A 24,683-nucleotide genomic window follows, 5' to 3' on the forward strand; every position below is an offset into this window, starting at 1 on the left:
TACGGAGCCTGTTTATGAACCTCAAGAAACTGTTCGCCACCGCCGCGCTGCTGCTGGCCCCCGCCCTCGCCTTCGCTCACCCGGGCCACGGCGACAATGGCCTGGTCGCCGGTATCAGCCACCCATTGGGCGGGCTCGACCACCTGCTGGCCATGGTTGCGGTCGGCCTGTGGGCGGCGCAGCAAAAAGGCAACGCACGCTGGGCGCTGCCGTGTGCCTTCGTCGGCACCATGTTGATCGGTGGCATGCTCGGTTTTGAAGGCCTGCAACTGCCGGCACTGGAAAGCGGGATCGCCGCATCGGTACTGGCGCTGGGCCTGGCGGTAGCGCTGGCAGTGCGGCCACCGCTGTGGGTGGCGGTGGGGGCAACGGCGTTGTTTGCGTTGTTCCATGGCGTGGCCCATGGCCTGGAACTGCCGGACATGTCCAGCCCCTGGGCGTACGCGGCAGGGTTTGTCGGCGCGACGGCTGCGTTGCATGCGGCGGGTTACGCGGTGGTGCGTTTCCTGCCTGCGGCGGCGGCACCGTTGGTACGGGTGGCGGGGGCGGCTTCGGCGGCGACCGGGGTTTGGTTGTTGGCGGGCTGATCTTCAGCGCTGCTGAAGGCCTCATCGGGGCATCTAAACAACTCTGTAGCGCTCAACCGTACCCACGATGCGAAGCGAGTCGCCCTTGATCTTGATCTGCTTTTGATCTTGATCTCAGGCGCCCCGTTAAACCACGCTGGCCGAACGCAGGCTTGAATCCGTGGGCAACCCGGCAGGACGCCGGGTTAGCCGCCCCGCGCCATGGATGGCGCGTGGCGGCGGCCCACGGATTCAAGCCTGCGTTCGGGCACACCGAGCCTAAGCGAGGTGCCGAGTGGTGGGGCAAGAGCGTTTTGCTTACTTTTGCGCTTTTCAAAAGTGAGCCGCCGTTGGGCGGAACCCTAAGTGGCCGTTACCGCAGAAACGGATATGTACTCGGTCTAATCCAACACCCTGGTCGGCCCTGAGGGCCCCATCGGGGGCAAGCCCCCTCCCACACTTAGATTTGTGAATACAGTCAAAAGGTGGGAGGGGGCTTGCCCCCGATAGCGGCGCCACAGACACCACAGTTCTCAAGCCTGATAACATGCGCGCCACACCCCTGCCGTGACGACGCCAGCCAATGCCCATCGCTTCTCCACCCGCTTTGAATTCCGTGCTCACGCACTTCCATGACCTGATCGTGCCGCTGTGGCAGGGCCCGGGCTGGAATGCCGACCTGGCACTACCGTTTGAGGCGCTGGACGCCGAGCATCGGCCACTGCCCCCGCAACGCTACCGCGCCATGGCCTGCGCCCGCCAGTTGTACCTGTTTGCCAGCCTGATCGGCGAGCCCGGCACGGACTTCGCGCAAGCGCGTGCGGCGCAGTTGTTCCGTTCCCTGCAACAGCATTTCCACGACGCCGAACACGGCGGCTGGTTCTACAGCATCGACCCGGCCGGGCAGCCACTGGATAAACGCAAAGACCTCTACACCCACGCCTTTATCATCTTTGCCTGCGCCCAATACTGGGCCAAGGTACGTGAACCCTTGGTGGAGTCGGTGCTCAACGCCGCGCTGGAAGTGGTCGCCCAACGCTTCGCCACCGGTGACGGCCTGTACGAAGCGGTGCTGGACCGCAACTGGGCCTCGCTCAAGTCCGGCCCATTGCAAAACCCGTTGATGCACCTGGCCGAAGGCTTCCTCGCCACCCTCGCGGTGCGTGAGGACGCCGAGGTACAAGCGGCCCTGCTGGCATTGGCGACGGCCATGCAGCAACGCTTCATCGACCGCGAACATGGCGTGATGCTGGAAAAACCGCTGGGTGCTGTGGACAACTGGTTTGAACCGGGGCACCAGTTCGAATGGTTCTTTTTGCTCGAGTCCTCGCCCGTACTGCGCGGCACACCGCTGCATGCGTCGCTGACACGGGCGTTCGCCTATGCCGAACACACCGGTGTGGATAAGTTGAGCGGTGCGGTCAGTGGCATGCTTTCAGTGGATGGCGCGGTGCGCGACGGCACCCAGCGTATCTGGGCCCAGGCCGAGTACCTGCGGGCATTGACCTTGCGCCCCGGCAGCGAGGTGGTGCTGCAGCGTCAATTGCTGGCGCTGCAAGAGCATTTCCTGCATGAGAAGGGCTGGCATGAATGCCTGGATGCCGAGGGCACGGTGAGCCGGCGGGATATGCCGTCTACCACGCCTTATCATTTGGCGACTTGCTATCAGGGTCTGATCCAGTATTTGGGCTGATCTTCAGGGCCTCATCGGGGTCTAACAGCCCTCACGCAATCCACTTGCGATCCCCAGTAAAACTGATCGTCAACCAGCGCGCCGCATCCGGCGTGCCCAGCGCTGTGGATATCTCTTCGCGCAATCCGTCGAGGGTCGCGACCTTATCCACCGGGTAATCGGCCGGCAACACCACATGAATTTCAATGAATCGTGCCCGCCCGTGCTTCTGCACGTAGGACACGTAGTCGTCGAAGCCATGCCGGGCCTGCGCCGCGTCCATCACTTCGCGCACGGTGTCGTCCAAGTGATCCGGAGCAATCCCCAGCACCTCACGCAAGGCCGGGCGCAGGATCTTGAACGCCGGCGCGAGCATGCTCAGGGCCAGCAGAATCAGGATCAGCGGGTCGACGTACACCGCCCACTCGCCATAGCCCTGGGATTTGAGCAACAGTGCCGCCAGAAAGCTGATCAGCAAGCCCACCGACAGCATCGCGTCCACCAGCCAACTGATGTTGTCGAACTGGATCAGCGATGACTTGAGCGTGCGATTGCGGTAACGCACATAGAAGAAGTAGGCGAATTCCACCACGGTAAACACCGCCGCATACACGATCACCAGCCCCAACTCGATGTCGCGACCGCCATTGATGATGCCGAACACACCGTTGAGAAACGCATAGATGGCGATCAGCAGCAGGAAGCTGCCTTCGATCAACAGCACCATCGGTTCCAGGTGCCAGTAGCCGAACTGGAAACGCTCGTTGCTTTTCTTGGCGATCAGCTTGGCCGTGATCAGCATCAGCACCTTGATGGCGGTGGCGATCAGCGAGAAAAAGCCGTCGAACAGAATGGATTGGGCGCCGGATATCACACCCGTGACGATCCCGGCGATCGCGACGGCGAACATCAGGATGGTCGATTGTTTGAGCAGTGCCTGCTCACCTCGGTTACTCACATTTCCTCCCGTCAAAACCTTTAAACCGCAGGGTGCGGTGGGGTTTCCAGGCGCGGAGTGTACCTTATGGCCTGTTTTTGGCCGATTTGACGTCATCGGGGGCAAGCCCCCTCCCACACTTGAATGGATTACAAATCAAAATCTGTGAACCCGATCCAATGTGGGAGGGGGCTTGCCCCCGATGGCAGCGCCTCGGTCCAAAGCCTTACTTGGCCCCACGCTCAATCGCAAACCCAGCCCAGGTCTGGCTCACCGGCATCAGCTCCAGCCGGTTGATATTCACGTGCGCGGGGGTGTTGAGCACCCAGAAGATTGTGTCGGCAATATCCTGCGGCTGGATCGGCTCGGCGCCGGCATAGGTCGCGTCATAGCGCGCCTGATCCCCACCGAAACGCACCAGGGAAAACTCGCTCTCACACAGGCCCGGCTCGATGTTGGTCACACGCACGCCAGTGCCTTGCAGGTCGCAGCGCAGGTTCAGCGAGAATTGCTTTACGAACGCCTTGGAGCCGCCGTACACGTGGCTGCCCGGGTAGGGGTAGCTGCCGGCGATGGAACCCAGGTTGATGATCCCGGCGCCACGGCCATGGGCGATCAGGCGCGGCAACAACAGGTGGGTAGTGGTCAACAGGCCCTTGATATTGGTGTCGACCATGGTTTCCCAATCGTCGAGGTTGCACTTGGGCGCAGGGTCGGTGCCCACGGCCAGGCCGGCGTTGTTGATCAGCCCGCGCAGCGTGGCGAACGATGGCGGCAGGCTGGCGATGGCCTCTTCCATGCCTTGGCGATCACGCACGTCCACCACCAGGCCATGCACTTCGGTCTGACGGGAGAGCTCTTCGACCAGCGCGTTCAAGCGCTCGGCCCGCCGACCGGTGAGTACCAGTTTCCAGCCGGCCTCGGCAAAACGGCGGGCGCAGGCTTCACCGAAACCTGATGTGGCGCCAGTAATAAACAGCGTGTCGGACATGGTGTTCTCCTTGCGGGCAACGAAAAAAGTTGCCAGCAGAATGCCCTTACGCCGCCGTTGCGGCAACCGCTATACGCACGCCTACATGCTGGCTTGATCATTTTTTAACCACACCTGGCAGCGCTATATGAATCGCGGCCTGCAGCCATGTACGCGCAGGTTATCCACAACTGCGCCCACAGTCTTTGGGGGCAAGTGCATATCGCCTCGGGCCACGGTATACAAGGCTTGCAGGTGTTTGCAGAAAGTTTTTTGCTTGACCAGGACGCAGGGCGTATGCAGGCAATTTCACTCGATGGGATACGAACGATGGCTACAGGCCAGTCATTCCGGCCTCTGCGGCGGTCTTTCCAGAGTTTAATCACAGACTTATCCACAGGCTGAACTGACCTGTTTCGGTCATATACCTGTGTCTTTAAACAGGTTGACAAAACCCTCGGACGGTCGTGAAAAAGCCCCTGATCAAAAAACAACCACGAGCCTGCAGGCCGCGTATTCAAAGGCTTGCAGCCAGGTACTCCCACGTTACCCACAGCCGGTTCCACAGTGGATGGGGACAAGTCAAAACTGTGACAAAACAGGGATTTGCGGCGGCTATATGTCGCGCTTCAGAGGAGGGCTGGAATTGTTTTCCACAATTTCAAAAGCCACTCGAAATCAAATGTGGGAGGGGGCTTGCCCCCGATGGCGGTGGGTCAGTGTCAGATGTGCTGACTGACGAATCGCTATCGGGGGCAAGCCCCCTCCCACAGGGTATTGCGCAGTCAGTGACCGCCGAGGTAGGCGTTGCGCACTTCCTCGTTCACCAGCAATTCCTTGCCGGTCCCCGTCAGGCGAATCTCACCGTTGACCATCACATACGCCCGGTCCGAGAGGCGCAGGGCGTGGTTGGCGTTCTGTTCCACCAGAAAGATGGTCATCCCGGTGGAGGCCAGCTCGCGCAGGGTGGAAAAGATCTGCTTCACCACAATCGGCGCCAGGCCCAGGCTCGGCTCATCGAGCAGTAACAGCCTGGGCCGGCTCATCAGCGCGCGGGCGATGGCGAGCATTTGCTGCTCGCCGCCGGACATGGTCATCGCCCGCTGGTTGCGCCGCTCCTTGAGCCGTGGGAACAGCTCGAACATGCGCTGCATGTCCTCACCGGCGAACTTGTCGCCAATGGGAATGGTGCCCATCAGCAGGTTTTCCTCGACGGTCATGTCGGGGAATACCCGCCGCCCTTCCGGCGACTGCGCGATGCCGTTGGAGGCAATGTAGTGGGACGACTTGTGGGTGATGTCCACGCCGTTATAGAGAATCTGCCCCGACTCGGCCCGTGGCTGGCCGAAGATCGACATCAGCAGCGTGGATTTGCCCGCGCCGTTGGAGCCGATCAGGCTGACGGTTTCGCCTTCGTTGATGTGCAGCGAGACTTTTTTCAGGGCCTGGATCGGGCCGTAGAACACGTCCAGGTCCTTCATTTCGAGGATAGGCCCGCTCATACCAGCTCCTCTTCGTCCGCGCCCAGGTAGGCGGCAATCACTTTCGGGTCGTTGCGGATCGCGTCCGGCCCGCCTTCGGCAATCACGTTGCCGTGGTCCAGCACCACGATGTGGTCGGAAATACTCATCACCATGCCCATGTCGTGTTCGATCAGCACTACCGTGAGGTCGTGTTCGTCGCGCAGCAGGCGAATCATCGCGCTGAGGGCTTCGGTTTCCTGGGGGTTGAGGCCCGCTGCCGGTTCGTCCAGGCAGATGATCTGCGGCCGGGTGCACATGGCGCGGGCGATTTCCAGGCGGCGTTGCTGGCCGTAGGAAAGCTCACCGGCCAGGCGGTTGGCGCAGTCCACCAGGTCGACCACTTCCAGCCAGTAGAACGCGTGGTCGAGCGCATCGCTTTCGGCCTTGCGGTAGCCCTTGGTGTTGAGGATGCCCGCGAGCATGTTGCGGTTGACCCACATGTGCTGGGCCACCAGCAGGTTTTCCAGCACCGACATTTCCTTGAACAGGCGAATGTTCTGGAAGGTCCGCGCCAGGCCGGCGCGGTTCACCAGGTGGGTGCCGCCGAACATCTTGTAGTACACGCGGCTGAGGAAGCTTTTCGGCGATACGAAATCGCTGGCCTTGAAGCGCTCGCCCAGCAACTGGATCACGTTGGTCTGCTTGCCGCGCACGTTGAGTTCGATCTTGCCGCCACTGGCCTTGTAGAAGCCGGTGAGGCAGTTGAACACCGTGGTCTTGCCGGCGCCGTTGGGGCCGATCAGGGCGAAGATCGAGTTGCGTTCGACCTTGAGGCTCACATCGCTCAAGGCCTTGATGCCACCGAAGTGCATCATCAGGTGTTCGACGGACAGCACTATTTCCTTGCTCATGGCGCCACTCCTTTACGTGGCGTCACACCGGTGCGGCTGATGCGGATCAGGCCGCGCGGTCTCCAGATCATCATCACCACCATCAACACGCCAAACAACAGCACGCGGTATTCAGAGAAACTGCGCAGCAGTTCCGGCGCAACGGTCAGCACGAACGCCGCGATGACTACGCCGACCGTCGAGCCCATGCCGCCCAGCACCACAATGGCCAGGATCAACGCCGACTCGAAAAAGGTAAACGACGACGGGTTGACGAAGCCCTGGTAGCTGGCAAAGAACACCCCGGCCAACCCGGCGGTGGAGGCGCCGATGGTGAATGCCGAGAGTTTGACCAGCACGTGATTCAGGCCCATGGACCGGCAGGCGATTTCATCTTCGCGCAAGGCTTCCCAGGCGCGACCTACCGGCATACGGGTCAGGCGATGCTTGATATACAACACCGCCAGCACCACCAGGAACAGCACGATGTAGATGAACATGAACTTGATGTTGGGGTTGTAATCGAGACCGAAGAACTCGTGGAACGGAATCCCGCCATCTTTGGCACGCTTGCCGAACTCAAGGCCCAGGAACGTCGGCGAAGGCACCGGCATACCGTTTGGCCCGCCGGTAAACGACAGCCAATTGTTCAGCACCAGGCGGATGATTTCACCAAAACCCAGGGTCACGATGGCGAGGTAGTCCCCGTGCATTCGCAGCACCGGGAATCCGAGTATGCACCCCGCCAAAGCCGCCGCGATCGCCGCCAGTGGCAGCACGCTCCAGAAGCCCAGGCCGAGGTATTGATAACCCAGCGCCAGGCCGTAGGCACCGATGGCGTAGAACGCCACGTAACCCAGGTCGAGCAGACCGGCCAGGCCCACCACGATGTTCAGCCCCAGGCCGAGCAACACGTAGATCAACCCGAGGATCACCACGGTGAGCAGGTACTTGTTGGCGAAAATCGGGAACACGATGGCGATCACGATCAGTGCCGGAATGATCCAGCGCAGCCGCGATTTGTAGTCCGGCGGCAACACGTGCACGCCGGAGCCGCTGCTTTCGAAACCCTGCAGGATCTTCACGCCCTTGGGGGTTTGCAGGAACAGGCTCAAGGCAAAACGCCCGGCCATCACAATGGCGACCAACGTGGCAACGCGCGCAGGTTCCAGGTTGAAGCTGTAGCCGTCGAGCACCACGCCTACGATCGGGCCGAACACGATCAGCGAAATCAGCCCGGCGAGGACCGTATCGACCACGCTTTTCTTGATATCAATGGATTTGGCAGCAGACATGTTTACACCTTCGCCACGAGTGGGCGACCAAGCAGGCCCTGGGGACGGAAAATCAGAATCACCACCAGCAGGGAGAAACTGAACACGTCTTTGTAGTCAGAGTTGATCAACCCCGCGAACAACGACTCGGAGATACCGAGGATGATCCCGCCCAGCATCGCCCCAGGCAGGGAGCCGATGCCGCCGAGCACCGCTGCGGTAAACGCCTTGATGCCGATAATGAAGCCGGCATAGAAGTCGAAGGTGCCGTAATTGAGGGTGATCAGCACGCCGGCCAGGGCAGCCATGGCGGCGCCGATGACAAACACGTAGGAGATCACGCGGTCGGTGTTGATGCCCAGGATCGAGGCCATCTTGCGGTCTTGCTGGGTGGCCCGGCACATGCGGCCGAGCTTGGTGTACTTGATGATGTAGGTGAGCAACGCCATGCCGGCGAAAGCCGCCACGAGGATGAACACTTTAGTGTAGGTCAGTTGCACGAAGCCGGTGCCGATATCCACGCGCCAGGCGCCGGCGAGCAGGGTGGGAATGCCTTGTTGCTTGGCACCCTGGGCGATCTGCGCGTAGTTCTGCAGGATCAGGGAGATGCCGATGGCGCTGATCAGCGGTGCCAGTCGGGTGGAGTTGCGCAGCGGTTTGTAGGCGACACGTTCGATGACCCAACCGTACACGCCGGTAACGACCACGGTGAAGATCAGGGTGCCGAGAATGAGCAGCGGGAAGGATTCGATGCCGAAGTAAGCCAGCAGTGCCAGACTGATCGCCGCGAGGTAAGCGGAAATCATATAAACCTCGCCGTGGGCGAAGTTGATCATGCCAATGATGCCATAGACCATTGTGTAGCCGATGGCGATCAGGCCATAGACCGACCCGAGGGTCAGGCCGTTGACCAGTTGCTGCAGGAAAATACCATCCATAACGCAATCTCACGCGGTGAGCACCTGCACACCGGTGGGTGTGCGGTGCTTCTGGAGGAAAACAGAGGCTAGGCACGCGCCCTCCCTTGTAGGAGCGAGCTTGCTCGCGAAAAACCAGAGAACGCCGTGTGCATCCAGGAAACCAGCGTTATCGTTGACGTTCTTCGCGAGCAAGCTCGCTCCTACAGGGAGGTCATGCAGTCGGTTGAATTACTTCTGTTTTTCCAGCTGGTGGTATTTGCCGTCTTTATCCCACTGGTAAACCACGTAGTCGGAGATTTTCAGGTCGCCTTTGGCATCCCAGGTTTTTTCGCCCATGACGGTTTTAACCGGGTTGGCCTTGAGCCACTTGGCAGCGTCCTCACCCTTGTTGGACTTGGCGCCGTTGAAGCCGGCGGCCAGGGCCTGGATCGAGGCGTAGGCATACAGGGTGTAGCCTTCCGGCTCGTACCCGCTTTTACGGAAGGCATCCACCACTGCCTTGCTCTCTGGCAACAGACGCGGGTCAGCACCGAAGGTCATGTAGACGCCATCCACGTACTGGTTGCCACCGGCGGTTTTTGCCAGTTCATCGGTCACTACGCCGTCATCGGACATAAACGCGGCCTTGAGGCCTGCCTCGCGAATCTGGCGAACCAAAGGACCGGCTTCGGGATGCAGGCCACCGAAGTACACGACATCGGCGTCAATGGAACGGATCTTGGTGACCAGGGCACTGAAGTCTTTCTCGCCACGGGTCAGGCCTTCTTCCAGCACCGGCTTGACGCCGCGCTTGGTCAGCTGGGCAGCGGTGGCGTCGGCCAGGCCCTTGCCGTAGGTGTCCTTGTCATTGATGACCGCGACTTTCTTGCCCTTGAGCACGTCGACGATGTAGTCGCCGGCGACGATGCCCTGCTGGTCATCGCGCCCGCACATGCGGAACATGGCGCCCAGGCCGCGCTCGGTGACCTGTGGGTTGGTGGAGCCGGGCGTGATCGCGATAATGCCCGCTTCGTCGTAGACCTCAGACGCCGGGATGGTGTTGGACGAGCAGAAGTGCCCGACCACGCCGATCACTTTGTCCTGGTCGGCCAGGCGGTTGGCCACTGCGACTGCCTGTTTTGGCTCGCAGGCGTCATCGCCGGCCACCAGCTTGATCTGCTCGCCGTTAATGCCACCGGCCTTGTTGATAACATCGGCTGCCGCCTGGGCACCCTTCATGTACTGCTCACCGAAAGCGGCGTTGGCGCCCGTCATCGGGCCTGCCACACCAATTTTCACATCAGCTTGAACAAACGTAGAAACACCCAGCGCCGCTGCAACGGCGAGGGCCAGAAAACCTTTCTTGTAAAACGTCTGGGACATGAGTGGTGCTCCGATATTTTTGATTTTTGGCACGACAACTTGCATTCAAACCTTTCACTGAAAGCTCAGAGCAAGCCGCGTGCCATTACTTTTTTATTCTTCAAAAAGACACGGTGTCATTGTTATTGCAGGCGTTTCGCGTCCCCCCGCCAGGACGTGCAACCGTCTAGTCTCGACAGGTGCAACCAGCAAGCCAAAAAAGTGCAACCTTGAACGGTGGCACCTGCAACCGAAGGGATAAACGACAGCTCCAGGTGCTGTAACCCCGTGCGTAACGGAACTGCACATTTACAGTGCGTGATTGCTACGACTTGCACCAATACAGATGGGTAGCCGGCTAAGAAAATACCGGCTAACGAGCGCTGTTACGCGGGTCAGACCACGATCCGCAGGCATTGCCCAGCGTGGTACAGCGAGAACCCCGCTTCATAGAGGCAACTGCGCAGGCCCGCGCCCGCCAGGGGTTGCATCGGTGCGAAGGGAATCGGCAGCGACTGGGGATTGTGGTGACACAAATAGTCGGCAAACGCCTTGCCGACCACGCTGCCGGTGGTCACGCCGCGTCCGTTGTAGCCGGTGACCGCCACCAACCCGGGCGCCGGCTCGAACAAACGCATCAAGTGATCGGGGGTAAACGCGATGCAGCCGGTCCAGGTGTATTCCCACTGCACCGATTTGAGATAGGGAAAATAATGCTGCTGCACCCGATCGGCCCACGCTTTGAGGAACCAGGTCGGCTTCTGGTTGCCGTTGCCCAGGCTGCCGAGCAACAGACGACCATCGGCGTCGCGGCGAATGCTGCTCAGCACCTGGCGCGTGTCCCATGACCCCTGGCCGCCAGGCAGGATGCGCCCGGCGGCGTCATCGGTGAGCGGCGCCGATGCCACCTGATAGTAGTAACCGGGGAAGAAATTACGCCGCAGTTCGGTCCATTCACCTTCGGTATAGGCATTGGAGGCGATCACCACCTGGGCGGCCTGCACCGCGCCCTGGACGGTCTGCACAGACCAGACTGCACCCTGGCGCTCAAGCCGGGTGACGGGGGAATGATCGAACAACTGCCCGCCCAACCCGACGGCCGCATTCGCCAGACCGCTGGTGTAGGCCATGGGGTTCAAGGTGCCGGCGCGGCGGTCCAGCAAGGCGGCGGCGATTTTCGTAGTGCCGGTGGCCTGCTCGCAGGCTTGCCCGGTGAGCAACTCGACCGGCGCGCCACGGCGCTTCCATTGTTCTTCACGACTGCGCAGATCCGCCTCGCCACGGGCGTTATGCGCCATGTGCAGGGTGCCCTCGCGGCGCAACTGGCAATCGATGTTGTACTTGTCGATCAGGCCGAACACCAGCGCCGGCGCCGCGCCCAGCATGCGGTTGAGCTGGCTGCCTACGGCTGTGCCGAAACCGGCTTCGATCTCGTCCGGCGGGATCCACATACCGGCGTTCACCAGGCCGACGTTGCGCCCCGAACCGCCGTGGCCGGTGCGATGGGCCTCCAGCACCGCAACGCTTTTACCCTGTTCGAGCAAATGAATGGCGGCCGACAAACCGGTGATGCCGGCGCCGATCACGCACACATCCACCTTGACCTCACCTTTGAGCGCGGCACGATCCGGCCGGTTGGGGGTGAGGTGTTCCCATAAACATGTTTCGCGCAGCGCCATTGCCAGACTCCGATGAGACCTAACAGACCACAATCTTGACGTGTAAATGAGATCAACTGTGGGAGGGGGCTTGCCCCCGATGCGGTGTATCAGTCAAAAAATGTGCAACTGACCCACCGCAATCGGGGGCAAGCCCCCTCCCACATGGACTCAGTCGAACGTAATGCCCTGCGCCAACGGCAACTCCAGCGAGTAGTTCACGGTATTGGTCTGCCGGCGCATATACCCGCGCCACGCATCCGAGCCCGACTCACGCCCGCCGCCGGTCTCTTTCTCACCGCCAAACGCGCCGCCGATCTCCGCGCCGCTCGGGCCGATATTGACGTTGGCAATCCCGCAGTCACTGCCCACCGCCGACATGAACTGCTCGGCTTCACGCACATCGGTGGTGAAGATGCACGACGACAAGCCTTGTGGCACCGCGTTGTTCAGGCGCAGCGCTTCGGCAAAGTCGCTGTAGCCGATCACATACAGAATCGGCGCGAAGGTTTCGGTGCACACCACGTCGCTCTGCTCGGGCATTTCCACAATCGCCGGCGCCACGTAGTAAGCGTTGGGGAACTGGTCTTGCAGTTGACGCTTGCCGCCGAACACCTTGCCGCCCTCGCTCAAGGCCTGCTCCAGGGCATCCTGCATGTTGTCGAAGCCGTGCTTGTCGATCAGCGGGCCGATCAGGTTGCCTTCCAGCGGGTGGCCGATGCGCACCTTGGCGTAGGCAGCCTTGAGACGGGTGACGATTTCCGCCTTGACCGATTCGTGGGCGATCAGCCGGCGCAGGGTGGTGCAACGCTGGCCGGCGGTGCCGACGGCGCTGAACAGGATCGCACGCACGGCCATGTCCAGGTCGGCGCTCGGGCCGAGGATCATCGCATTGTTGCCGCCCAGCTCAAGGATGCTGCGGGCAAAGCGCGCGGCGACTTTGGGCGCCACTTCGCGGCCCATGCGGGTGCTGCCGGTGGCGCTGATCAGCGCCACACGCGGGTCATCCACCAACGCGGCGCCGGCATCGCGGCCGCCGATGATCACTTGGCTGAGGTACTGCGGCGCATCCTTGAAATTCTTCAACACACGCTCGAACAGCGCCTGGCAGGCCAGCGCGGTGAGCGGGGTCTTTTCCGACGGTTTCCAGATCACCGCATTGCCGCACACCAACGCCAGGGTGGTGTTCCACGCCCACACCGCGACCGGGAAGTTGAACGCGCTGATCACGCCGACCACGCCCAGCGGGTGCCAGGTTTCACGCATATGGTGACCGGGACGCTCGGAGGCGATGGTCAAGCCGTACAACTGGCGCGACAAACCGACGGCGAAGTCGCAGATGTCGATCATTTCCTGAACTTCCCCCAGGCCTTCCTGGGTGATCTTGCCGGCTTCCCAGGAGACCAGCTCGCCCAGGTCGGCCTTGTACTCGCGCAACACGTCGCCGAACTGGCGTACCAGCTCGCCGCGACGTGGGGCCGGTACCTTGCGCCAGGCGTCGAATGCATGCTCGGCGCGACTGACCTGCTGCTCCACCTCGGCGGCCCCTTCCCAGTTCACGGCGCCGATGCGGCTGCCATCGATCGGTGAATGCACAGGCTGTGTACCCGCCTGGTACAGCGCCGGGTTTACGCCTAGACGGTCAAGCAATGCAGCAACCATGGGGTACTCCTTCAAATCTGCAAACACAAAATTGCGCCGCCGCAGACACGGCGATCCAGGCCTCATTTGTAGCTGGCCCAAGACTTGCCAACAAACGACGATTAGGCGAGATATCATTCCGTTTATTCATGCGAAGAATAAAAAGAGGCATGCCGTGCTGAACAAAAGACATTTGCCCTCGATCACCGCCCTGCAGTGTTTCGAAGCCGCCACGCGTCACCTGAGCTTTACCCGCGCCGCCGAGGAACTGAACCTCACGCAAAGCGCGGTGAGCAAACAGGTGGCGCAGTTGGAAGAGTTGCTGCAGCACCTGCTGTTTCGCCGCGTGCGGCGCCGCTTGCAGATGACGCCGGCGGGCGACTTGTACCTGGTGGAAGTGCGCAAGATCCTCTCCCTGGTGGAGATGTCCACCCACTACCTGCGCTCCTACGGCGGCGAAACCGAAGTGCTGCGCGTGTCCACGCCCTACACCTTCGGCGCGCGCTGGCTGGTGCCGCGCCTCAAGGGCTGGCGCCTGCGCCACCCAAACATCCACCTGGACCTGTGCAACGAACAGGAACCGGATGAGCTGCTGCAGGGCAAGGCCGACATGGCGTTCTATTTCGGCCAGGGTTCACGCCCCGGCACCGAGAGCGTGAAGTTGTTCAGCGAAGAGCTTGTACCTGTGTGTTCGCCCGAGAGCCTGCCGGCAGAGCCATTCACCGACCCGACCCAACTGAGCGAACTGGTGCTGCTGCAGAACGCCTCGCGGCCCCAGGGCTGGCATGACTGGTTCGCCAGCCAGGATTTGCACACCGAGCACAGTTATCACGGGCCGCGCTTCGACACCTTTTATATGTGCATTCGCGCCGCGCAGGTCGGCTGCGGCGTGGCACTGTTGCCACGGTTTCTGGTGGAAGAGGAATTGGCCGAGGGTAAGTTGGTGATTCCCTGGCAGCATGGGATGCCGAGCCAGGATGCGTATTACCTGGCTTATCCGGAGCATGCGGCGGAGGTGCCCAAAGTGAGGGAGTTTGTGAAGTGGATGCTGGAGCAAGTTATTTAGTGCCTGAAATATAGCCATCGGGGGCAAGCCCCCTCCCACATTTGCAACGCATTTCAACCTGTGGGAGGGGGCTTGCCCCCGATGAGGCCAGTAGCCACACCCAAAAAAATCACTGGCAATACCCCACAGGTCTATGCGCCACTAGCCCCCTTCCTCAATTGTGCGTAAAGGCCGACGCCCAGCGTCGACCCGTCTGGAGATTCCCGTTATGAGCGAGAGTGTGTTTGCCGATCGCATCGTGCAGAACCTGCTCGACACCGACTTCTACAAGCTGACCATGATGCAGGCGGTGCTGCACAACTACCCCAACGTGGAAGTTGAATGGGAGTTCCGTTGCCGTAACAGCGAAGACCTGCGCCCGTACCTGGCGGAGATCCGCTACCAGATCGAACGTCTCGCCGAGTTAAGCCTGAGCCCGGACCAATTGGGCTTCCTGGAACGTATCAGCTTCATGAAGCCGGATTTTTTGCGCTTCCTCGGGCTGTTCCGCTTCAACCTGCGCTACGTGCAGACCGGCATCGAGAACGGCGAGCTGTTTATCCGCCTGCGCGGGCCGTGGCTGCATGTGATCCTGTTTGAGGTGCCGATGCTGGCCGTCGTCAGCGAAGTGCGTAACCGCTACCGCTACCAGACCGTGATCCTGGAACAGGCCCGCGAGCAGCTGTACCGCAAGTTCGACTGGCTGACGGCGAATGCCGCCAGCGATGAACTGTCGGAGCTGCAAGTGGCCGACTTCGGCACGCGTCGGCGCTTCTCGTACCGGGTCCAGGAAGAAGTGGTCAGCGTACTCAAGCACGACTTCCCCGGCCGCTTCGTCGGCACAAGCAACGTGCACCTGGCCCGCGAATTCGACATGAAACCGTTGGGCACCATGGCCCATGAATGGATCATGGCGCACCAGCAACTCGGCCCGCGCCTGATCGACAGCCAGATCGCCGCCCTTGACTGCTGGGTCCGCGAATACCGTGGCCTGCTGGGCATCGCCCTGACCGACTGCATCACCACCGATGCGTTCCTGGGCGACTTCGACTTGTACTTCGCCAAGCTGTTCGACGGCCTGCGCCACGACTCCGGCGACCCGGTGCAGTGGGCGGAAAAGGCCATCGCCCACTACCATAAGCTGGGTATCGAGCCGATGAGCAAGACCCTGGTGTTCTCCGACAGCCTGACGTTGCCCAAGGCCCTGGAGATTTTCCGCGCCCTGCGTGGTCGCATCAATGTGAGCTTTGGCATCGGCACCAACCTGACCTGCGACATTCCAGGGGTGGAACCGATGAGCATCGTGCTTAAAATGACCGCGTGCAATGGCCAGCCCGTCGCCAAGATTTCCGATGAAGCGGGCAAGACCCACTGCACCGACCCCAATTTTGTCGCCTATTTGCGCCACGTTTTCAAAGTACCTGCCCTATCCAGCAAGGAGTGAAGCATGCAAGCCGTACAGCGTGAGATTGCGCAGCAGCTCAAGGTGCAAGCGCCGTTCAAAGACCAGGCCGCCCTTGAGGCAGAAGTCGCCAGGCGCGTGGCCTTTATCCAGGACTGCCTGCGTAATTCCGGGCTCAAGTCGCTGGTACTGGGCATCAGTGGGGGTGTCGACTCCCTGACCGCAGGCCTGTTGGCCCAACGTGCCGTGCAGGAACTGCGCGTCAGCAGCGGCGACGCGGCCTATCGTTTCATCGCCGTGCGCCTGCCCTACGAAACCCAGTTCGACGAACTCGATGCCCAGGCTTCGGTGGACTTCATCGAGCCGGACGAGCGCCACACCGTCAACATCGGTCCGGCGGTCAAAGCCCTGGCCAATGAAGTCGCGGCCTTCGATGACAAACCGGCGGCCTCCCGCGATTTCGTGCTGGGCAACACCAAGGCGCGCATGCGCATGGTCGCGCAGTACACCATCGCCGGCGCGGCCGGTGGGCTGGTGATCGGTACCGACCATGCGGCGGAAGCGGTGATGGGCTTTTTCACCAAGTTCGGAGATGGCGCCTGCGACCTGGCGCCACTGAGCGGGCTGGTGAAAAACCAGGTGCGTGCGATTGCGCGGCATTTCGGGGCGCCGGAGTCGTTGGTGGAGAAAGTCCCGACCGCCGACCTGGAGGACCTGTCGCCGGGCAAGCCGGACGAAGCGTCACATGGCGTGACCTATGCCGAAATCGACGCGTTCCTGCACGGTGAGCCCGTGCGTGAAGAGGCGTTCAGGATTATCTGCGAGACGTACCGCAAGACCGAGCACAAGCGGGTGATGCCGTTTGCGCCTTGAGGTGAGGCAGGTAGTTTGCATTGATTGCCAGAATGCCATCGGGGGCAAGCCCCCTCCCACATTGACTGTGTTCACAAATCAAGTGTGGGAGGGGGATTGCCCCCGATGAACGATAACGCGGTCTTACTTGACGGTCACAGTGCCTTTCATCATCGAAATATGGCCTGGGAACGAGCAAAAGAACATGTAGTCCGTGCCCGCTGTCAGCTTGGACACATCGAACGTCACCGAATCTTTCTCGCCGGCACCAATGAGCTTGGTGTGGGCGATGATGCGGTCGTCGCCTTCCTTGAGGTAGTTTTTGTCAACACCGGCGGCCATGCCGTCGCTGGCAACCGGCTGCATGTTGGCGGCGCTGGTCAACACCCAGTTATGGCCCATGACATTTTTCGGCAGGTTGCCCGAGTGCGTCAGCTCGACGGTGAACTGCTTGCAGCTTTTGTCGATGGTGATTTCTTTGGTGTTGAACGACATCTGGTCGGTGGAGTCGACAGTGACCTTGCACTCTGCAGCAAGCAACTGGCCGCTAGCCAGAGTCAGCAGGGAAACAGCAACGAGTTTGGCGAACATGTGAATCTCCAGGGCAGGGTTGGAAAACGCGTATTGCGACAAAGGGTGCCTCAAGCAGGCTTAAGTTCTTATGATCTGCATCAACAGATTGTATACAACTTTAGGCTATCAGGCTGATCAACACAATCTAACATCCGCCTCCACGGCAACCGGATATGATCGGCCCATCCCCCACTGGAGCCCGCACCATGCCCCTCAATCAACTGTTCAACGGCCTGTTTGCCGCTTACGCCAGCGGTAAGTGAAGGCCAAGCGCGCTGCGAAGCTGCTACCATAGCGACCCAAGGCAGCCGCGCGCCGCCCACCCTCACCTTCGACCCTAGAGGATCGCCCATGGCCAAACCTAATTACTCCTTCGCCAAACGTCAGAGAGACTTGGCCAAGGAACAGAAGAAAGAGGAAAAGCTGCAACGCAAGAAAGCTGCTGCTGATGAAGAAGCGGGCGCACTGAACCCGGACGTCGACGCTGAAGCAACCGGCGATGACACTGAAACACCAAAAGATCCGGCTGAATAATTGATCGTTCCCACGCCCTGCGTGGGGATGCAGCCTGGGACGCTCCGCGTCCCGGCGCACCTGAAGCACGATCATTCCAGCGGCATCACCGTCACCCGCACCTCCGGGTCATGGTTCCCTCCCCCCAATATCACCCCGCGCAACGGCGACACATCGGAAAAGTCCCGGCCCCAGGCCAGGGTGATGTGCTCCAGCGCCGGCCGCACGTTATTCGTCGGATCGAAATCCACCCAACCCGACACCGGACAAAACACCGACACCCAGGCATGAGACGCATCGGCGCCGATCAGCCGTGGCTGGCCGGGCGGCGGCTGGGTGAGCAGGTAGCCGCTGATATAGCGCGCCGCCAGGCCCCGCGAGCGCAGGCAGGCGAGCATCAGGTGGGCGAAGTCCTGACATACGCCACGACGGCGCTCCAGCACTTCCACCAGCGGCGTGGCAACCTGGGTGGCTTCGGCATCGAAGGTGAATTCGCTGAAGATCTTCTGCATCAGCGCCTGCACGCCTATCAACAGGGGTGCGCCGGGCGGGAAGCAGCTTTCGGAGAACTCGACGAAGGTTCTTTTCAAATGCACGTAAGGCGATTCGAAGCGATAGCGGCAGGCTTCGATGACCTGCGGCGACAGCGGCTGGCTGCTGTAGGTAAAGCTGTCCCGGGTGCGGTCCCACGCCGGCGACTGGCGCAAGTCCAACGGCGGCCGCGCCAGCACTTCCACAGTCAGGCCGGCATTGATCAGCAATTCGTCATGGGGCCGTTCGAACGCCAGGCGGGTGATCGGGTTGCCGAATACGTCCAGCTCATCGCGGCGTGAAGAGGGCTGCGGGCTGATATCCAGGGTCTGCCAGGTGCACCGTTGCCACGCACAGGGTCGCGGCCATAAATGCGCCAGCTGCTGGGCTAGGGACACCGGGCTGTCGTAGTGATAATGGGTGTCATGGAAAATCTGGTAGCGCGCACTCATCACACCGACACCGTTTGCTGGCTGACATCATCCACATGGGCAAAGTGGCGCAGGGCGAGGCGGTCCGACACTTGCCCGCTTTCATCGGCGACCGCTTGCAGCAGGTCGGCCAGGCCATCCAGGGCGGCGCGCACGCCGGATTCGCCGAACAGCGGGTTCTCCAGGCATCCCAGATCGAAACGCGCCAACTGTTCCACCAACGCTCCCAGGCCGGTTTCCCGTGGCACGCCGAAATCATCGTTCAAGCGACGCAAGGTGCGGCTCACCAGCTTGAGCTGGAACAGCACCGCATGGGGGTTCTGCTCGTCGAGCAACAACAGGTCGAGCACCGGAATCAGTTGCGGCACCGCCAGGTACCGCGAACGGTAGGTGATGCTGCTGTTGCCCAGTTCCAGCAACCATTCCAGCCCGGCCTGATCGAAGACCGCCACCCCGCGCAGGAACGCGGCAAGGCTGCTGCTCAGAAACTGCAGGCGCTCGATACGCCGGCCCATCATCAGGAAGCGCCAGCCCTCGTCGCGGGTCATATCGTCCAGGGCAAACCCGGACAGCGCCGCCAGGGACATCACCAGACGGTTGAGGAAGTCCAGCAACTCGCCGAAGTCCGGGGTTTCACGCTCCAATTCCATGGCTTCGCGTTGCAGCTCCACCAGGGCCTGCCAGTTTTCCCGGGACAACTTGCCGCGCACCTGGGACGCCGCCCACTGCAAGCGCTGCAAATTGGCGCGCAGGCTCGAGGGCCAGTCATCGCCGAGCAAGGCGGCCAGCAAGCGCTCGGGCAACTCGCCCTCTTCCGGCAACAGCCGCAGGCTTTCGCCCAGTTCGACCGCCGCCTGCAAGGCCAGCGGGTCGTCGCCGTCGACATAGCGCGCCAGCACAATACGCAGCCAGCGCGCACTGTCATCGCAACGCTCGCAATAACGGCCAAACCAGAACAGGTTCTCCACCACCCGCGACGGCAGATACGGATCGCGGCGCACCAGGTCGTGCGCGCCAATCACGCGCTGGGCGCGCCACTGCTCGCCACCGGGCGCACGTTCGCCGAGTACCCAGGTGTCCTTGCTCGCTCCGCCGCGTTGCATCGACACCACTTCGGCATCGGCTTCGGCGGCTACGCGGGTCAGGCCGCCGGGCAGCACACGGTAGCCGTCGTCACTGGCTACGGCGTACACGCGCATGCCGATGGCGCGGTGTTGCAAGTGGTCGTCCACGGTGTGCCACACCGGCGCCTGGGACAGCTGCGCCAGCTCCTGGGCAACATAGGCGTAGGGCCTGGCGCGCATGCGGTCGGCCAGGGCCTGGCGTTGCTCGGCGTTCAGGTCGCGACCGAACACCGGGGCGAAACTCTGCGAAGGGAACGCCGGCTTGATCAACAACTGCGGCAGCTTCTCCAACGCCTCGGCCAGCACCGGCGCCTCGCCGCACCACCAGGTGGCGATGGACGGCAGGATCAGTGCTTCGCCAAATAAAAACTCATTGATCTTCGGCAGAAAGCCAAGCAGGCCCGGGGACTCCAGCACACCGCTGCCCAGGGCATTGGCCACCAGCACATTACCCTGGCGCACGGCATCCAGCAGGCCGGGGACGCCGAGGGCCGAATCGGTGCGCAGCTCCAGGGGGTCGCAGAAGTCGTCATCCAGGCGCCGCATGATTGCGTGAACGCGGCGCAGGCCACTGAGGGTCTTGAGAAACACGGTGCTGTCGCGCACGGTAAGGTCGCCGCCTTCCACCAGGGGGTAGCCGAGCTGACGCGCGAGGTAGAGGTGTTCGAAATAGCTTTCGTTGAAGCGCCCCGGCGTCAGCAGCACGATCAGCGGTGGCTGGTCATCGCCGGGCGCCTGGCGGGCCAGGGTTTCCTGGAGCGTGCGGAAGAAACCGGTGAGGTGTTGCACCTGCAGGTCACGGTAAAGGTCCGGGAAGGCGCGGGACACGATGGTGCGGTTTTCCAGGGCATAACCCGCGCCCGATGGGGCCTGGGTTCGGTCGGCCGTCACCCACCAGCGTCCATCCGGCGTACGGGCCAGGTCCACGGCGTACAGGTGCAGGAAGGCACCGTCCGGTGGCTGGATACCCTGGCACGGCCACAGGAAGTTGTTGTGACCAAATACCAGCTCGGCGGGCAGCAGGCCTTCCTTGATCAGGCGCTGCGGGCCATAGAGGTCGGCGAGCACGGCATTGAGCAGGCGCGCCCGCTGGGCAATGCCGGCCGACAGGTGCTGCCACTCGTCAGCGGCCAGCACGTGGGGCAACAGGTCCAGTTCCCATGGGCGATCGGCGCCCTTGGGGTCGGCGTAGACGTTGTAGGTCACGCCGTTTTCCTGGATCTGCCGGGTCAGCAAAGCCTGGCGCTGGGCCAGTTGGGCCGGCGTGCTGCGTTGCAGGTGGTCGAGCAGACGCTGCCAGTGGGCACGCACTGCGCCGCTGTCATCCAGCAGTTCGTGATAGGTGCCCGGAGTCAGCGGGTAACGGTCGAGCAAATCGGACATGGAACGCTCGGCAGAGGCAAGGGGGCTCAGGTTAACTCAACAAACACTGCAAATCCTTGTGGGAGGGCCCTCCCACATTTGGATTGTCATTCAATCATTTTTATTAGGGAAGCGGCGCAAATCCAGCGTCATTGGCAATTCATCGTTCACCACCACAGTCGGCACGCAGAGCTTGCCTGGACTATGCCCCAAGCGGAAAAACCGCGCCATCCGCCGGCTCTCGGCTTCATTGGCATTCACCGGCAAGCTGTCGTAATTGCGCCCGCCCGGATGGGCCACATGGTACTGGCAGCCACCCAGCGAGCGCTGCATCCAGGTGTCCACCAGGTCGAACACCAGCGGCGCGTGCACCGCGATGGTCGGCTGCAGGCAGTTGGCCGGTTGCCAGGCGCGGTAACGAACGCCGGCGACAAACTCGCCGACGCGGCCGGTCGGCTGCAGCGGCACCGGGATGCCATTGCAGGTCAGCACATAGCGTTGCGGCGCCAGGCCGCTCAACTTCACTTGCAGGCGTTCCAGGGACGAGTCCACATAGCGCACCGTACCGCCGACCGCGCCCTCCTCGCCCAGCACATGCCAGGGTTCCAGGGCCTGGCGCAGTTCCAGTTCGATGCCGCTGACGGCATAGTCACCGACCTTGGGAAAACGAAACTCCAGGTGCGCGGCAAACCACTCGGCGCGCAGCGGATAACCGGCGGCATTGAGCTCGGCGATCACATCGGCGAAGTCCTGCTCGATAAAGTGCGGCAACAGGAAGCGATCATGCAGTTCGGTGCCCCAGCGCGCCAACTTCGGTGGCGCGTAAGGCTCACGCCAGAACCGCGCGACCAGCGCCCGCAACAGCAACTGCTGGGTGAGGCTCATGCGCGCATGGGGCGGCATTTCAAAGGCGCGCAGTTCCAGCAGGCCCAGGCGGCCGGTGGCGCCATCGGGGGAATAGAGCTTGTCGATGCAGAACTCGGCGCGATGGGTATTGCCCGTGACGTCGATCAGCAGGTTGCGCAGCAGACGGTCGACCAACCAGGGCGGGCATTCTTCACCCGGCGCGGGCATTTGCGCAAAGGCGATTTCCAGCTCATACAGCGCGTCGTTGCGCGCTTCATCCACTCTCGGCGCCTGGGACGTGGGGCCGATAAACAGGCCGGAGAATAAATAGGACAGCGAGGGGTGGTTGTGCCAATAACTGATCAAGCTGCGCAGCAGGTCGGGCCGGCGCAGAAACGGTGAATCCTTGGGCGTGGCGCCGCCCAGCACAAAATGGTTGCCGCCGCCGGTGCCGGTATGACGACCGTCGATCATGAACTTTTCCGTGGTCAGGCGGGTTTGCCGCGCCTCTTCGTAGAGGAATTCGGTGCGCTCCACCAACTCGTCCCAGGTGGCGGACGGTTGCACGTTGACTTCGATCACGCCGGGGTCCGGCGTCACTCGGAAATTGCTCAGGCGTGTATCCGAAGGCGGCTCGTAGCCTTCCAGCAGCACCGGGCAATGCAGTTCTTCGGCGGTCGCCTCGATGGCGGTCACCAGCTCAAGGTAATCCTCGACACGCTCCAAAGGCGGCATAAACAGGTACAGGCGCCCTTCCCGCGCTTCGGCGCACAGCGCAGTGCGGGTCAGCCAGTCGGCGGATTCATCGACCTTCGGCACGCGCTCATCACTCGGGGCCGGTTCGTCATGACTGTGCAGTTGGGCAGTGGTAGGCAGCGCCGGTTGGTCCTGATTCGGGTCGGTGGGATGCACAAACGGATATTGCGCTGCCGTCACCCACGGCTGCGAGGCCAGCGGCAGTCGATAACCCAACGGCGAGTCGCCCGGCACCAGGCGGCAATGATTGTCGCGCAGGTACCAGCGCCCGCTCTGCCAGCGATCGTTGGCGGCGGTGCGCGCCAGCGGCAGCACCTGGCCGATGACTTTATCCAGGCCCTGGTTGAAGACTTTGCGCAGGCGCTCGCGCTCCAGGTCATCGCTCACGCGCGGGTCCTGGGCGGTGACGTTTTGCGGTAGCGCGCCCTCGCGCCACAGGTAGTAGAAATTGTCTTCGAACGCCGGGAACACGAAACGGGCCGGCAGCTTGAGACGCTCGGCGACGCTGGCCAGGAAGCGCCCGGCCAGTACGCCATCCGCGCCGTAGTCGGCTTGTTCATCGGCGATCAACGCGCTGTTGTGCCAGATCGGCACGCCGTCGCGGCGCCAGTAGCAGTTCAGGGACCAGCGCGGCAACTGCTCGCCGGGGTACCACTTGCCCTGGCCGAAATGCACCAGGCCCTGCGGCGCGTAGTGCCTGCGCAGGCGCTGGAACAGCTCGGCGGACAGGCGGCGCTTGTCCGGGCCCAGGGCGGCGGTATTCCATTCGGCGCCGTCGGGGTCATCGATAGAGACGAACGTCGGTTCGCCGCCCATGGTCAGGCGCACATCGTCCCTGTGCAGGTCAGCATCGATCTGCCGGCCCAGGGCCTGGATCGCCAGCCATTGCGCTTCGGTGTAGGGTTTGGTCACCCGTGGCGCTTCCCAGAGGCGTTCCACCGACATCTCGTGGCTGAACTCGCACTCGCACGGCTCAACCAGGCCACTGATCGGCGCAGCGGACGACGGATCGGGGCTGCAGGCCAACGGGATATGGCCTTCACCGGCGAACAAGCCCGAGGTCGCGTCCAGGCCGATCCAGCCGGCGCCGGGCAGATACACTTCGCACCAGGCGTGCAGGTCGGTGAAATCCACGTCGGTGCCGGAGGGGCCATCCAGGGCTTTGACATCGGCGGTGAGCTGGATCAGATAGCCGGAGACAAACCGCGCCGCCAGCCCGAGGTTGCGCAGCAGCTGCACCAGCAACCAGGCCGAATCGCGGCATGAGCCCGAGGCATTTTCCAGGGTGAACTCCGGGGTTTGCACCCCCGGTTCCATGCGGATCAGGTAGCCGATATCGGCGGCCAGGCGCTGGTTGAGTCCGACCAGAAAATCCACGGCCGGCAACGGCGTACGGTCGATACCGGCCAGGTAGGCGGCAAACTTCGGCGTCAGCGGCAACGTTTCCAGGTAGGGCGCCAGTTCGCGCTGCTCATCGGCGGCATAGCTGAAAGGGATGTTTTCGGCGTAGGGCTCAAGGAAAAAATCGAATGGATTGAATACCGCCATCTCGGCGACCAGATCGACCTCTACGCGCAGCTCGTCAGTCTTTTCCGGGAAGACCAGACGCGCCAGGTAATTGCCCTGGGGGTCCTGCTGCCAGTTGATAAAGTGCTGCTCGGGCAGCACCTTCAGCGAGTAGGACAGTATCCGCGTGCGGCTATGGGGCGTCGGGCGCAAGCGCACAATTTGCGGGCCGAGTTCGACAGCACGGTCGTAGCGGTAATGCGTAACGTGGTGCAACGCGACATGAATCGACACGGCGGCCTCCTGCGAGCCAGGGCATGGGCACAACGCGCGCAAGACTTATGCCAGAGCGGCGGTCATTGCGCTTTATCGTAAGACCCGGTGCAGTACAGCACCAAAACGACGCCAAC

General features: G+C 62.1%; 19 protein-coding genes. 6 read left to right on the top strand and 13 right to left on the bottom strand.

From position 1 onward, the window contains the following. The first annotated feature begins 14 nt into the window (after positions 1-14). Together BFQ00_RS22380 and BFQ00_RS22385 are read left to right on the top strand one after the other, a co-directional pair. Positions 15-587, top strand: coding sequence for a HupE/UreJ family protein (locus BFQ00_RS22380; RefSeq protein ID WP_065883363.1), 573 nt, complete (start codon positions 15-17; stop codon positions 585-587). 562 nt (positions 588-1,149) lie between these two features. Continuing rightward, entirely contained in the window at positions 1,150-2,259 is a 1,110-nt protein-coding gene (locus tag BFQ00_RS22385) for an AGE family epimerase/isomerase (protein ID WP_065934790.1), read from the top strand. A gap of 31 nt (positions 2,260-2,290) precedes the next feature. Here BFQ00_RS22385 and BFQ00_RS22390 read toward each other — a convergent pair whose 3' ends face one another. From BFQ00_RS22390 to BFQ00_RS22430, 9 genes are all read right to left on the bottom strand, one after another. Continuing rightward, complete coding sequence (locus tag BFQ00_RS22390; RefSeq protein ID WP_065896739.1) at positions 2,291-3,196, bottom strand: cation diffusion facilitator family transporter; 906 nt, start codon at positions 3,194-3,196, stop codon at positions 2,291-2,293. A gap of 205 nt (positions 3,197-3,401) precedes the next feature. Beyond that, entirely contained in the window at positions 3,402-4,166 is a 765-nt protein-coding gene (locus BFQ00_RS22395; RefSeq protein WP_065883359.1) for an SDR family oxidoreductase, read from the bottom strand. Positions 4,167-4,930: 764 nt separating this feature from the next. After that, the gene (locus BFQ00_RS22400) at positions 4,931-5,647 is read right to left on the bottom strand and encodes an ABC transporter ATP-binding protein (protein WP_065934791.1); all 717 of its coding nucleotides are present in this window, start codon (positions 5,645-5,647) and stop codon (positions 4,931-4,933) included. Beyond that, complete coding sequence (locus tag BFQ00_RS22405) at positions 5,644-6,519, bottom strand: ABC transporter ATP-binding protein (RefSeq protein WP_065934792.1); 876 nt, start codon at positions 6,517-6,519, stop codon at positions 5,644-5,646. The genes BFQ00_RS22400 and BFQ00_RS22405 overlap by 4 nt, the downstream gene beginning before the upstream one ends. Then, positions 6,516-7,793, bottom strand: a complete 1,278-nt coding sequence (livM, locus tag BFQ00_RS22410; protein ID WP_065883355.1) for a high-affinity branched-chain amino acid ABC transporter permease LivM — start codon at positions 7,791-7,793, stop codon at positions 6,516-6,518. Before livM ends, BFQ00_RS22405 begins: the two co-directional genes overlap by 4 nt. A 2-nt stretch (positions 7,794-7,795) precedes the next feature. Beyond that, positions 7,796-8,710: an ABC transporter permease subunit gene (locus tag BFQ00_RS22415; RefSeq protein WP_034125666.1), complete on the bottom strand. Its 915-nt coding sequence runs from the start codon at positions 8,708-8,710 to the stop codon at positions 7,796-7,798. A gap of 210 nt (positions 8,711-8,920) precedes the next feature. Next, the gene (locus BFQ00_RS22420) at positions 8,921-10,054 is read right to left on the bottom strand and encodes a branched-chain amino acid ABC transporter substrate-binding protein (protein ID WP_065894532.1); all 1,134 of its coding nucleotides are present in this window, start codon (positions 10,052-10,054) and stop codon (positions 8,921-8,923) included. 374 nt (positions 10,055-10,428) lie between these two features. Continuing rightward, positions 10,429-11,712, bottom strand: coding sequence for an L-pipecolate oxidase (locus BFQ00_RS22425; protein ID WP_065934793.1), 1,284 nt, complete (start codon positions 11,710-11,712; stop codon positions 10,429-10,431). A 150-nt stretch (positions 11,713-11,862) separates the two neighbouring features. Continuing rightward, entirely contained in the window at positions 11,863-13,353 is a 1,491-nt protein-coding gene (locus BFQ00_RS22430; RefSeq protein ID WP_065934794.1) for an L-piperidine-6-carboxylate dehydrogenase, read from the bottom strand. A 154-nt stretch (positions 13,354-13,507) separates the two neighbouring features. Here BFQ00_RS22430 and BFQ00_RS22435 point away from each other — a divergent pair, with 154 nt between their 5' ends. From BFQ00_RS22435 to nadE, 3 genes are all read left to right on the top strand, one after another. Next, positions 13,508-14,398 (top strand): LysR family transcriptional regulator, encoded by an 891-nt coding sequence (locus BFQ00_RS22435; protein WP_065934795.1) that lies wholly within the window; start codon positions 13,508-13,510, stop codon positions 14,396-14,398. Between the two features lie 208 nt (positions 14,399-14,606). Further along, complete coding sequence (gene pncB, locus BFQ00_RS22440) at positions 14,607-15,821, top strand: nicotinate phosphoribosyltransferase (RefSeq protein ID WP_065934796.1); 1,215 nt, start codon at positions 14,607-14,609, stop codon at positions 15,819-15,821. A gap of 3 nt (positions 15,822-15,824) precedes the next feature. Next, positions 15,825-16,652, top strand: a complete 828-nt coding sequence (nadE, locus tag BFQ00_RS22445) for an ammonia-dependent NAD(+) synthetase (protein WP_065934797.1) — start codon at positions 15,825-15,827, stop codon at positions 16,650-16,652. Positions 16,653-16,775: 123 nt separating this feature from the next. Here nadE and azu read toward each other — a convergent pair whose 3' ends face one another. Next, on the bottom strand, positions 16,776-17,222 hold the full coding sequence (azu, locus tag BFQ00_RS22450) for an azurin (RefSeq protein WP_065883471.1): 447 nt from the start codon (positions 17,220-17,222) through the stop codon (positions 16,776-16,778). 333 nt (positions 17,223-17,555) lie between these two features. Between azu and BFQ00_RS22455 the strand changes: the two genes are divergently transcribed. Beyond that, positions 17,556-17,738, top strand: a complete 183-nt coding sequence (locus BFQ00_RS22455) for a hypothetical protein (RefSeq protein ID WP_065883342.1) — start codon at positions 17,556-17,558, stop codon at positions 17,736-17,738. A 71-nt stretch (positions 17,739-17,809) separates the two neighbouring features. On the opposite strand, the gene BFQ00_RS22460 is transcribed toward BFQ00_RS22455, so the two are convergent. The 3 genes from BFQ00_RS22460 to BFQ00_RS22470 all read right to left on the bottom strand — a co-directional run bounded on the left by BFQ00_RS22460 (position 17,810) and on the right by BFQ00_RS22470 (position 24,567). Next, a complete protein-coding gene (locus BFQ00_RS22460) occupies positions 17,810-18,700 on the bottom strand; it encodes a transglutaminase family protein (RefSeq protein ID WP_065883341.1) in 891 nt (296 codons plus the stop codon). Further along, positions 18,700-21,186, bottom strand: a complete 2,487-nt coding sequence (locus BFQ00_RS22465; RefSeq protein ID WP_065883340.1) for a circularly permuted type 2 ATP-grasp protein — start codon at positions 21,184-21,186, stop codon at positions 18,700-18,702. Before BFQ00_RS22465 ends, BFQ00_RS22460 begins: the two co-directional genes overlap by 1 nt. Positions 21,187-21,276: 90 nt before the next feature. Continuing rightward, on the bottom strand, positions 21,277-24,567 hold the full coding sequence (locus BFQ00_RS22470) for a transglutaminase family protein (protein WP_065934798.1): 3,291 nt from the start codon (positions 24,565-24,567) through the stop codon (positions 21,277-21,279). Positions 24,568-24,683: the final 116 nt, after the last annotated feature.

Source organism: Pseudomonas sp. 28 E 9, assembly GCF_900004785.1.
GTDB lineage: Bacteria > Pseudomonadota > Gammaproteobacteria > Pseudomonadales > Pseudomonadaceae > Aquipseudomonas > Aquipseudomonas orientalis_A.